This is a genomic window from Lysinibacillus fusiformis (assembly GCF_002845985.1).
GTDB lineage: Bacteria > Bacillota > Bacilli > Bacillales_A > Planococcaceae > Lysinibacillus > Lysinibacillus fusiformis_D.
In genome coordinates this window covers 429522-441262 of the sequence record NZ_PDFK01000001.1, presented here as the reverse complement: position 1 = coordinate 441262, position 11741 = coordinate 429522, and the positions used below count along the sequence as shown (strand labels likewise).

Annotated in this window: 9 protein-coding genes; 5 read left to right on the top strand and 4 right to left on the bottom strand. The window is 35.4% G+C overall.

The window, feature by feature from the left end:
• Window positions 1–703 precede the first annotated feature (703 nt).
• Window positions 704–2059 carry a YjiH family protein gene (locus CRI88_RS02325; RefSeq protein WP_101966378.1) on the top strand — a complete coding sequence of 452 codons (1356 nt, stop codon included), beginning with the start codon at window positions 704–706 and terminating at the stop codon, window positions 2057–2059.
• A gap of 247 nt (window positions 2060–2306) precedes the next feature.
• On the opposite strand, the gene CRI88_RS02320 is transcribed toward CRI88_RS02325, so the two are convergent.
• Window positions 2307–3296 carry an acyltransferase family protein gene (locus tag CRI88_RS02320; RefSeq protein WP_257982864.1) on the bottom strand — a complete coding sequence of 330 codons (990 nt, stop codon included), beginning with the start codon at window positions 3294–3296 and terminating at the stop codon, window positions 2307–2309.
• Window positions 3297–3533: 237 nt separating this feature from the next.
• Here CRI88_RS02320 and CRI88_RS02315 point away from each other — a divergent pair, with 237 nt between their 5' ends.
• Window positions 3534–3785, top strand: a complete 252-nt coding sequence (locus tag CRI88_RS02315; protein ID WP_016991985.1) for a phage holin — start codon at window positions 3534–3536, stop codon at window positions 3783–3785.
• A gap of 81 nt (window positions 3786–3866) precedes the next feature.
• Window positions 3867–5948 (top strand): DUF2339 domain-containing protein, encoded by a 2082-nt coding sequence (locus tag CRI88_RS02310; RefSeq protein WP_101966376.1) that lies wholly within the window; start codon window positions 3867–3869, stop codon window positions 5946–5948.
• A 38-nt stretch (window positions 5949–5986) separates the two neighbouring features.
• Here the strand turns inward: CRI88_RS02310 and CRI88_RS02305 are convergent, their stop codons facing one another.
• Genes CRI88_RS02305 through CRI88_RS02295 form a run of 3 tightly spaced genes read right to left on the bottom strand, consistent with a single transcriptional unit; the run spans window position 5987 to window position 8406 of the window.
• Window positions 5987–7519 (bottom strand): DUF7305 domain-containing protein, encoded by a 1533-nt coding sequence (locus CRI88_RS02305; RefSeq protein WP_445352024.1) that lies wholly within the window; start codon window positions 7517–7519, stop codon window positions 5987–5989.
• Window positions 7497–7955 carry a type II secretion system protein gene (locus CRI88_RS02300; RefSeq protein ID WP_180957770.1) on the bottom strand — a complete coding sequence of 153 codons (459 nt, stop codon included), beginning with the start codon at window positions 7953–7955 and terminating at the stop codon, window positions 7497–7499. The genes CRI88_RS02305 and CRI88_RS02300 overlap by 23 nt, the downstream gene beginning before the upstream one ends.
• Window positions 7956–7959: 4 nt before the next feature.
• A complete protein-coding gene (locus CRI88_RS02295) occupies window positions 7960–8406 on the bottom strand; it encodes a prepilin-type N-terminal cleavage/methylation domain-containing protein (protein ID WP_058843953.1) in 447 nt (148 codons plus the stop codon).
• A gap of 311 nt (window positions 8407–8717) precedes the next feature.
• On the opposite strand from CRI88_RS02295, the gene CRI88_RS02290 reads away from it, so the two are divergent.
• Both CRI88_RS02290 and CRI88_RS02285 read left to right on the top strand, forming a co-directional pair.
• Entirely contained in the window at window positions 8718–10049 is a 1332-nt protein-coding gene (locus CRI88_RS02290; protein ID WP_058843954.1) for a G5 domain-containing protein, read from the top strand.
• Between the two features lie 17 nt (window positions 10050–10066).
• Window positions 10067–11737, top strand: a complete 1671-nt coding sequence (locus CRI88_RS02285) for a GspE/PulE family protein (protein WP_231745020.1) — start codon at window positions 10067–10069, stop codon at window positions 11735–11737.
• The last annotated feature ends 4 nt before the right edge of the window (window positions 11738–11741 follow it).

Sequence of the window (11741 nt, the reverse complement as noted above, 5' to 3'; positions counted from 1 at the left end):
ACTAGTCGAAGCGATCAAAATAGCCCATTATTTGTATAATTAAAGAATAGAGGTTCTTATTTTCATTGTAGAGAAGTGATGAATGACAACAGCTCTTCATAAAGAGTAGTGAATACCCTTCACTTTATTTGAAGACCTTTGCTAAAAAGGTACCATTTTTATGGATTGGAGTGGAAAGCAAGTAGCCTGCAACGGAAATCCATTTTCACCTGTCACAAAAATGCTATGGATGGTTTTGTTTTTTAACACTATGCAAAGAGGCGGAAAAGTTATTATCTATTTTCGCTATTTTCGAAATAATCGAGTTTCTTCCCAGCCTCGTTTCCTTCCTATTAAAATTTCTGTTTATCATAATATAATATTGATATACTAGTTTTAAAGAAAAAAACTATACTAATGATGTATAAAAATTCAGAAAATTGTAGAGTTGAACCATATGTGTTGTTGCGTTTACAATAGTTTTATAACACGATTATGTTATAAAAACATGAATAGAGTCATTGTTTTTCTATTTAAAGCTCAAAACTTCATTGTTTTTGTAATAGTACTATAACAGAAAGAGGAGGGAGGTATTGAATGAACACTACATGTTTAGCTTATAAAGTATTACAGCAAACGAAGTATAGTGAAAGATAAAATAGGGGAATGCATCATACATAGTTACAAGTTTAAGCAATACTAAGAAATGAGGTTTCAGTCAAAAATGAAAAAGTATTCTGTTAGTACATATATTTATTTCATCATTCCTTCTTTAATTGGTATTTTTCTATTTATGACTCCTGTATTAACGGATGAGGGCTGGAAAGTACCGATTGCCATTTTAGCAAATATTTTAGCTGGTGTAGTGGCTCCAGTCATTAGTTATTTTACGATTATTATGTTTGCAATTTCCGCGTTTGGCGCACTTATAGCTAAATGGATTCCTCGAAAAAATATGAAAGAACCTAGTATTTTAGATACATTGTTTTATGTCAATTGGTTTTGGACGATTACTCGCTTTTTAGGTTTAACTTTTGCTTCGATGGTTGTCTTTCAATTTGGACCTTCTGCCATCAACAATGAAAATACAGGTGGGCTACTGATGGATCCAAACGGTGGACTTGTGACGTTTTTATTTACCATTTTTTTATTCGCAGGTTTCCTTTTACCATTTTTAACAAACTTCGGTTTGCTTGAGTTTTTCGGTACAATGATGGTGAGAATCATGAGACCTCTTTTTAAAAGCCCAGGGCGTTCTTCGATTGATGCTCTTACGTCATGGGTCGGTGATGGAACGATTGGAGTGTTAATGACGAGTAAGCAATACGAGATGGGGAACTATACCAAAAAAGAAGCAGCGATTATTGCTACTAGCTTCTCTGTTGTCTCCATCACCTTCTGTATCGTAGTATTGGATACCGTCCACTTGGCACGCTATTTTATTCCTTATTATTTAACAGTAGTACTTTGCGGTGTTGTACTAGCGATTATTATGCCTCGAATTTATCCTCTTGCACAAAAGGAAGATACGTATATCGATGGTACTCCAGTAGACTATTCGCGTGAGGAATTGCCAGAGGGCTATAATTCTGTGTCGCATGGTTTAGAAAATGCACTTGCTATTGCTCATGCAAATCGGGATCCGCGCCAATTTTTAAAAGATGGTTCTAGAAATGTTATTGATTTATGGGTTGGCGTTGCTCCTATTGTTATGGCTTTTGGTACAATTGCCTTAATGCTTGCTGAATTTACCAGTATCTTTGTGATTTTAGGAAAACCATTTGAGCCGATCCTAACTGTACTAGGCTTACCTGAAGCGGCAGAAGCGGCTCAAACAATGGTCGTAGGCTTTGCCGATATGTTTCTGCCTTCTATTTTAGGTGCAGGGATCGAATCAGATGTTACTAGATTTGTCATTGCTGTTGTTTCTGTATCACAGCTAATTTATATGTCTGAAGTTGGTGGACTTATTTTAGGAACAAAAATTCCATTGAAATTTTTCGATTTAGTCGTTTTATTTATATTACGTACGCTTATTTCCCTACCAATCGCTGCATTGGTTGGTCACATGCTCTTTTAATGAAAATGCCAAGTCTAGATCGACTTGGCATTTTTCATGAGATAATGATAACTGCCTTTTTTACGTATACATAAATAGATATAATGAGATACAAATTTGGAAAAAGTAATTTAAAACACAAGGAATAGATGCACTTCAATCAAAGAATAAGGAACAACCATTCATAAAAAGAATCAAATAAACAACAGAAACATCCTATTCCTATACAAAATAAGGTTTCTAAAAAGCCTTCTCAATTATGAGAGGGCTATTTTTGATGAGACTTTCCAATCAGATAAGCACTAAAAGGGATAAATGAAATGATTTTGATGAGCAGCATACAGACAAGTAAACTGGATAGAAAAAGAGAAATGACTTGAAGAGCAGTAGTGGGTAGTAATGCGCTATAGGGAGCTAAATATTCTTGAATTAGCCAGTGAATTAAAAAGATCCCAAAGGAATAGCGACTTAAAATAGGGATAAAAGGGAGCTTAGGCAAAACCTGTGCAAACGCCAGTATGCAAAACGCCATCGCCAACACGAATAGCATAATATCAATTCTTCTTGATGTAATCTGTTGGGCACCTAAATAATAATTTATATATAAAATAGCCATTGCAAGTATGACAGCTATAATTGTGAAATATTTATATTGGACGAGGTAGTGCGCGATTTTTTCATAATGACTGCCGATAATATAGGCTAGTGCAAAATATGGGAGCCAGCCGACAAAGAGCAGGCGCATAAAATGTTCATTTTGTATGAAATAATCTATATTGGCATTTGCTAGTGTCATATAGAAAATGCCAAGTAAGAACATAATGGGCGTAAACCAGAGGCTGGATACCTGATATTTCTTGCCAATATAGAAGAGAATATAGAGTTGAAAAATAGTCATGACAAACCAACCCGAAAAATCACCTAAAATAATATGGCGATATAATGCCTCCCAAAAGCTTTCATCATAATGAAGAGCTGCGTTGGCTGCATATAACATGCCTGCAGCTATAAACGGAATAACAATAAACTGAAAACGACGTCCTATAAAATGGGGAGGTAGCTGATGTTGGTAGCGTTTAGCTAAAATTAAAATGGATAATAAGATAAAAGTTGGTGTAGCGAAACATAATAATAATCGAAAAAACTGATAGTAGGGTTGATCCATATAGCCATTTATACTTTCAATATTGGTCGTTGCATGTAATAACACAATACTCAGGCAAGCTACTACCCTTAAGACGTTCCACTCATACACCATCTTCATCACCCTCATTTTCAGTAAATTGTTAGGTATTTCGTTACCGAATGCAACCTAACTATATATATGAACATGTCTAGCGTGATAAAACCTGCCTTACTTGCTATGGCTGAAAATAGTTTATGCCGCAAAATATTATTAAAAAATCCTAGTAACATGGCGAGAGCTCCATTTTTGCATATGTGTCACATAACCACTATGCATATACTGTGGCAAGAGGGGGGGAGGTGAGCTTTTATGAGAATTAATTGGAAGGTTCGTCTTCAACATATTCCATTTCTACTAGGGCTATTTTCATTGTTACTCTTACTCGCACAACAAGTTGCAGCGATTTTTGGCTATGATTTCACAGGGGTAATGAGTGAGCAAATGTCATCTATTTTAAATACAGTTTTATCCATTCTTGTATTAATGGGTGTTATTGTGGATCCAACGACACGAGGCACCAGTGATAGTGAGCGTGCCTTAATGTATAGGAGACCGAGATAAATTAAACAAAAAGTGTAATTTTACAATAAGGATAAATATGTTATACTGTTAGAAAATTGATAAAGTGGGGAGGATGATTGAATGTCTCTTGAATTGGAGCGAAGAATTGCTAAGCTCGAAGAGGAAATGGCAGATTTACGTCAGGAGTTGTCTTCGTTAAAAGGTACACAAAGTACCGAAAAAATAAATACTCTTGATGCCAGACAGTCGATGATCAAGCAATCAGAACCAATAAAACCAAAACCAGCACTGGAGTCGAAGCCTGTCCCGACTAAAGTAACGGAAAAAGAAGTGCAACCGCAGCCATCGATGGAGGAGCGTGTTATGTGGGCACTGCCAAAAGTATTCATGGTTATTTTAGTAATGGGCGTACTTTGGGGCCTAAAACTTGTTAGTGATTATGGTTATTTATCGAATGGCGTGAAAATCATCCTTGCCTATGCATTATCGGTAGGTTTGGCGGTTATAGCCTATGTACTAGAACGTAGAAAAGTAGGCTCATCTGCTATAACGATTTCCTTATATGGCGGGGCATTTATTGTCGGTATTTTAACAACTGCCGCGAGTGCCATTTTATATGAAATCATTGGTCTTACTCCAGCACTAGGCATTACACTTCTTTATATTGGCTATGGTATTGCCATTAGTTATTGGAAGAAAAATGAAGCACTTACCGTTTTTGTAGCCTTTACATCGTTATTGCTACCTTATTTATTAGAATATATGGATTTTAATGCGGTCATTATCTTGCTTTTTGTCGTGATATTATTTGCTTCATTGCAATGGGTCATTTATCAGCACAAGCAAAAGCTAGCTCTCTATATTGCTACATTCTTCTCGGTGCTAGCGGTGAGCGTAGTAGCGTTTATGAATATTGATAAGCAAGTTATCTTTGCATTTGGTTTATTGGTGATTCTATCAATATTTTACGTAATTTGGTGTTTAATGTATAACGCACAATCCAAATGGAAGCCTCTTCATATAGGGCTTCAATTTTCCTTAGGCTCATTTAGTTTATTGCTGATGAATCTTATTATTCGTTCACTTCCGCATGGAGAAATGCTGCTCCTTGTCCTAATGGCTTTATTTGGAGCGGTGGCGTTATATAGCTATCGCCAAAAATGGCAGGAAGTATTGGATAGCGCTGTTACACTCGCATTTATCACCCTATGTAATACGATACTTTTAATGAATATACCAAATAAAGTGGATGATTTACTTTATCCGATGATTGCTTTTGCTGGCGTGATGATGAGTTTGCGACTACGGGCAAGTATGATGAAGGTCGTTTCTTCATTTGTTCTTATCATCACATTCATTTTAAATTTCATCTTTCATGAACCAAAACCATTTTTCAGCATAGATCATTTAAGCTTGTTCATGCCAATTATTTATTTCGTTATTATTTACTTATATGCAAGACGTCCAAAAGAGACACTTACGACATTTGAAAAGGTCATGAAGGATCTGTATGTGATTGATATTTTAGCAGTGGCCACAACTGGCTATTTCTTAGCCTATATTGGCAAACTAGATACCGTTTATTTTGCAGCAACAAATGGCATTCCATATATGATGTGTATCGTATTAGCTGCCTTATTTACTGGCTCTCTATTTGTAGAGGAAACCTATAAAGGTCGTGCTTTAACACCAGTTCTCGGCTCATTTTTCCTATTATTCTTCTTGATGATCAGCACCAAGCCGACCATGATGGAAAGCTTAAATATTATAACTAGATTGGTATATATGGCAGTCATTGTCGCCATCATCGTAGATATTCTAGTAAAAGGGTTTATTTATCGATTGTATGAGGTGCGTCTGGGGAAATATGTAGATGCTATTGTAAGCACTGGTATCGTGCTCACGATGATTTCAATATGGGGGCTGATCCATCAATTTACGTTTAACAACGTCCTTGATTGGAAGCTAAGCATCGCACTGACAACCATTACATTATTTTTGACGGCAAGCGTTTCCCTATGGATAAGCTCCACACATCAATTAAAAACACTGCGCTCAACAGGTTTTATTCTGTTAGTCATGGCGTTTATTAAGCTAATTTTCTTTGACTTATCTGCCCTTGATTTATTAATTAGAGCTATTCTATTTATAACGATTGGTGGTATTGGCATGCTGCTATCGGGTAGGTTGTTGAAGAAATAAAGAAGAAGAGATTCCAATGCATTTTGGAATCTCTTTTTCTATTGTTCTACTAATTCATTTTCTTTTATTAAAGTGATAGGATCGCCAATTTCTGTATGTCCTGAAGAAGGTGGTTGGATTGTGCCTTCTGTAAATGTAACGGAGGTACCTCCATTAGCTAGTAAATTATCAGAAATAATAGCTCCTTTAATGTGAGCGCCGCCTTCTAAAATGACAGAAGCATTTGGTGCAATAATATGTTGACCATTTGAGTTTGAACCACCATTAAAAGTAACCTTAGTTGCTCCTGCATATATATTCCCCGTTAATCCTATCCCCCCTGTGAATGTTAAATTGGCTTGCTTAGAATAAAGAGAGGCAGCGCTTTGTGTTTCTCCTGCAATTGTGATAGCTGATGCTCCGTTATAATATAAATTTATTTGATTAGCATTACCGTTCCTGTTTAAAGATCCTTTTAGATTAAAAGTATTATTAATATATACATTTAACTTTCCTGTTCCTACAATTTTAATATGCCCCTGTAGTATATTAAAATCTTCGATATATAAATTTTTATCTGTATCTCCTACATTTATAGTTAACGTATTATTTTGATCCACTTTGAACTGTTTGAAATGTGTATCACCATTTAACTGTAAAGTATAGTTATTAGTCATCCAATTATCAGCTAAAAAATGTCCATTATTAATAATGAAGGTTTTGTTGTGTGGATCTTTGATGACTTCTTGATTTGGAGGAACAGGTAATTTTGATAATTGTTGCATTTTCTCTAATGGAAATAAAGGCAGGATACTTGAATCAGGATATTTCCTACTTTGCGTAAGTTTGCTTGATAAATCTCCCATCCAAGATGGATATTGGAAATGATCACTTGAAGCACCTACAGTACCAGAAATAGATGAACCACCATCCAATGAAATTATACCGATGTCAGTAGCTACATCTCCCTTTATGGATGCCCCACCTGTTAGCTTAATATTGCCTTTAGTTTGTACTGCAAATTCAGGGGTAGCAGTATTTAAATTTTCCTCATCATCCCCACCATTATTATTAGTTGTTTCGGCATCAAGAACAAAGTCTACACTTTGCTGTAGTTCTCTTTTTTGTGAAGGCGATTCTCCATATGTACCGATAGAAGTTATCCAATATCGAAGATTCGTATCTAAATCCTGTTTTAGGGTAATCCTGGCAATAGGTTGCATTCCTAGTTGTTCTTCAAAATTATTTATAATGTTTTCGTTATTTAATAGTGGTTCTATTATGCTTTTAATATTCTCTTCATATAATTCTACAAATTTTTCATACTTTTTCTGTTGAATTGGTAAACGATCGTATTCTGCTTTTGCACTTTGATAAGCTTCATTCGCTTTTTCTAATAAAATTGCTTTTTCATAATTTACACCTGCCTCAGCAATGTAATAAATGGATTGATCTTCTCGCTCATGTTTAGAGAGTTTTAAGGAATTTGAAGATACAGCAAGTAAACCTAGACCTAAAATCGTCACTAATATAATGGTTAAAAAAACTAATAAAAATGAAAAGCCTTCATCATTTAGTAGATTTTTTTTCATCTTTTGCACCGTCACCACTCCTAAAAGATAGTTGTGTAGAGATTGTGTGTTCGTTAATACTTTCAATATTTATGGAAATAGAGTCGCCAATACTTGTTAAGGAAAATGAGTGTATATGAGTTGCAATAACCTCGTTGTTACGAGTAATCGTATTTTTTTCAGCATCAAAGATATATGTGTATTGAATAGAACCATCTCTGTTTTTAAATGTTGAATTATTAGGATCATACGTAATGGTTTTTCTCATATCTTTCGTAATGAGCTTTAAAACATAAGACAACTCGGAAAGCTGTTCATTATTTTCAAGTTGTTTTTTATTAGTTTCTTTGCTAGACGAAAGTATACTAAAAAGAATTGTTGAAACAATGCTTAAAATTAAGATAACAGCAAGTACTTCCACGAGTGTAAAACCTCTGTTATTTTTTATGAACCACATGTATTCACTTCCTACTATATATATTTTCCATCTTGCTTTTGAGTACATCGTTCTCATAAACTTCGATAACAATAGTATCTAGATATTCATATTGACAATGGCGCTTAATGGTTAGAATAAACCGTCTATCTTCCATCTGTTTTTCATAGCTCCAAATAGTTGAAAATTTACTATTTTTACTACAACTAATATATTGAGGATTTTCTGTACTTGTATAGAGTAATTGTCTAGCTAGTTGTTCTTCTGTTCTGCCTTTGATTTCTCTAAATATATTTTCCATTTCATTTTGAGCAAGATAGGTAGAATCTACGATTGTGCTAGAAGTTTTGGAAGTTTTGTTAGATTGAATAAATAATCCGAAAAATGAAAGCAATATTATTGTAATTAGAATTAAAGAAGCAACGACTTCAATTAATGAAAAGCCACCTTCATTTTTAAAGTTTTTTTGCAATAATATCGCCCCTTATAAGTTTTTTGTGTCAAAAGAACCAAATGGTTATTTAGTGAATTATGTATTATGAAAAGAGTAGTTCAAAAAGCGTGATTCTAATCGACTAGTAATAAAGTATTCATAACGATAATATAACATTATATAAGAGATAAACTAGTCTAAATCGTGAAATTTTTATATATTTTGAAGGGGTTATTTAAAATAAATTAGGTTTTTAGTAGTGTAATGTAGTAGTAAATATAGTATTCTAGTATCTGGATGAGCATAAAGTTGCAAACCAATAAATTACGATGTTTAAGGGGGATTGACAGATGAAAAAAATTATAACCATTACTGTATTATTGATTGGAATATTTATACTAGCTGTAGTCTGTCTACCTAATTTTATAATAAATGGGAAAGTTTTTGCTAGTGATGAGACAAAAAGTTCAACAATTGGAGGTATAAAAGTCGGGGGTGTTAATAGTGCAAATTTATTACCAACTGTGGAAAAAGCAATTAAAGACTGGCAGCAAACAGAAATAAATGTTAAAAGTACTAATATCTCTAAGACCATTGACCCGAAACAATTAATTTTTGATACTACTACAGCCATATCACAGTTTGAACGGCTGACAAAAAAACCATGGTATGCCTTTTGGAAAAATGAAAAAATTGTACATATCCCCATTCCTGTAACTGCCAGCGACACTGTTATTCAGGAACTAGATGAAATGGGCATTTTGGATACTGATAAAACGCTTCAAAAAATAATAGTACAAGCAAGTTATTTGAAAGAACATGAGGTTGAAGCAGTAATCAATGCTGCTGCTTTGCAAATGCAAGAAAGGATTGCCTTTCAAATTGCGGATGTACCGACAGATAGTCAAGGGGTTGCAAAACTAATCCCTTTATTAAATGACGTCACACTTGTACCGAACCAGTCATTCTCCTTGCTTTCACTTTTAGGGGAACAGGCTGGAGCTGCGAATGATACAGGTTTAGATTTTGTAGCTTCCATCCTCTATAGTGTAATTCTTCAGACAGAGTATGAAGTTCTAGAAAGACATTCTCAACAAACAAAGCCCAACTATTTACAACTGGGGATTGAAGCGGATGTCAATGCTGCATTAGCGAAAGACTTACAATTTATTAATCGTTCTAATCAGCTTGGCAAAATGCAAGCTACAATTGAGGGCAATCAATTAAAAATAGAAATATTTACAGCAGTAAAAGACAAAGATATAACGGTTCGTATCAGTAAAGATAAAATCGTTAAGCCACGAACTATTTACCGTTATTCAGAAGATTTAAAGGCTGGTCAAGAGCGTGTGGAACAAGAGGGGAAAGAAGGGGTGAGAGTTGAAGTTTATCGTTCCATTGTAGAGAACGGTGCAATGGAAGAACAGTTTATTAGCAGAGATTACTATGCGCCTCAAAATCGGATTGTGACACGTTCATCGCAGGAGCCTATTACAGTCACTCCACCAACAAAAAACGCAGGGCAAAGTATAGCAGATCCTGATTTAGAGATAGATTTAGATGGCAACGGCTTACCTGATATAAAACCTTCAACACCTGAAGAATCTGAGCAAGAAGATGGACCAGAAATTGTCTATGGTTATTATGACAAGGGCGGTAATTTTGTACAAACAAGTCCATAATGATTGGAGGTATTTTTATGGCGATGAAGCCAGGTCGTAAACGTTTAGGGGATTTACTTGTTGAATCAGGCGTTATTACAGCAGAACAGCTAGAGTATGCACTGACTACTAAGTTGAAAAATGAGAAACTAGGTGATTTTCTCATTAAAGAAAACGTCTTAACGGAGCAACAACTCATTGAAGTTTTAGAATTTCAGCTTGGTATCCCTCATATTAGCTTAAATCAATTTTCAATCAGCCCTGAATTATTACAATTAATTCCTGCTGAGTTGGCAAAGCGGACAAATATTATGCCTATCCGCAAAGAGAAAAATAAATTGTTTATTGCGATGGAAGACCCGATGGATTATTTTGCTATCGAAGAAGTCCGTATGACGACAGGTTGTCAGATCGAAACAAGCATTGCTGCAAAAGATGATCTATATCGTACAATTACCAAATATTATGATTTGCAGGAGTCGATGGATGCTGCAATGTTAGATTTAGCGGCAACTAGTACTGAAACGCAAGACGAGATTGAGAATGAAGATTCACCCATTGTTCGTTTAGTAAATCAAATTATTGCCAATGGTGTAGCACAAAGAGCTAGTGATATTCATTTTGATCCACAAGAAACAGAGCTACGTGTGCGCTACAGAGTAGATGGAGTACTTCGTACAGAGAGGTCATTGCCCAAGCATATGCAAAACGTAGTATTGGCTCGGATTAAAATAATGGGCAATTTAAATATTACAGAAAATCGTATTCCACAAGATGGGCGTATAAAAACGAATGTCAATTTTAGACCAGTTGATATACGATTAGCCACATTACCGACTGTCTTTGGAGAAAAAGTTGTTATGCGTATTTTAGATTTAACCAATTCGTCCAATGATATTGAGAAATTAGGCTTTAGTGCTACGAATGAAGTACTATTCAGGAAAATGATAAGCCGTCCCAACGGCATGATGCTTATTACTGGACCTACGGGTTCTGGTAAATCCTCTACGTTATATGCAGCTCTTTCGCATTTAAATGAGGAAGGCGTCAACATTATTACGGTTGAGGATCCTGTGGAATACCAATTAGATGGCATCAATCAGATCCAAGTAAAGGAAGAGGTTGGCTTAACGTTTGCGGTAGGGTTACGTTCGATTTTACGACAGGACCCTGACATTGTGATGGTAGGGGAAATTCGTGATCTTGAAACAGCGCAAATTGCTATACGTGCTTCACTTACAGGACATTTAGTGTTAAGTACGCTGCATACTAATAGTGCAGTAGAATCCATCTCACGTTTACATGATATGGGCATTGAACCATTTCTACTATCTTCCTCACTTGTAGGCATTATGGCTCAACGACTTGTACGTAAAGTTTGTCGTGATTGTGCTGAACCATATGTATTCACCTCACGTGAATTAGAAATACTAGAGGAAAATGGGTTGGAAGGTGTTACCCAAGGTAAAAGGGGGCGTGGTTGTCCTGCATGTAATCATACAGGCTATCGAGGACGTATGGCGATTCATGAAATCCTTCCAGTGGATCGAAAAGTGAAGGACATGATTTTAAATCGAGAAGGTGATTTGGTTCTTCGTGATTATATGAATGACAAAGGCTATCACACCCTATTAGTAGATGGACTATTAAAGGTTGTAGCAGGTCAAACAACAACATCAGAAATTTTACGTGTTGCAAGTGTAGATTAGGGGT

What these genes read in the sequence shown, in the direction of transcription:
- CRI88_RS02320 (WP_257982864.1), bottom strand. Translation starts at nt 3,296, where the DNA reads ATGGTGTATGAGTGGAACGTCTTAAGGGTAGTAGCTTGCCTGAGTATT.
- CRI88_RS02310 (WP_101966376.1), top strand. Translation starts at nt 3,867, where the DNA reads ATGTCTCTTGAATTGGAGCGAAGAATTGCTAAGCTCGAAGAGGAAATG.
- CRI88_RS02325 (WP_101966378.1), top strand. Translation starts at nt 704, where the DNA reads ATGAAAAAGTATTCTGTTAGTACATATATTTATTTCATCATTCCTTCT.
- CRI88_RS02315 (WP_016991985.1), top strand. Translation starts at nt 3,534, where the DNA reads ATGAGAATTAATTGGAAGGTTCGTCTTCAACATATTCCATTTCTACTA.
- CRI88_RS02305 (WP_445352024.1), bottom strand. Translation starts at nt 7,519, where the DNA reads ATGAAAAAAAATCTACTAAATGATGAAGGCTTTTCATTTTTATTAGTT.
- CRI88_RS02300 (WP_180957770.1), bottom strand. Translation starts at nt 7,955, where the DNA reads ATGTGGTTCATAAAAAATAACAGAGGTTTTACACTCGTGGAAGTACTT.
- CRI88_RS02285 (WP_231745020.1), top strand. Translation starts at nt 10,067, where the DNA reads ATGGCGATGAAGCCAGGTCGTAAACGTTTAGGGGATTTACTTGTTGAA.
- CRI88_RS02290 (WP_058843954.1), top strand. Translation starts at nt 8,718, where the DNA reads ATGAAAAAAATTATAACCATTACTGTATTATTGATTGGAATATTTATA.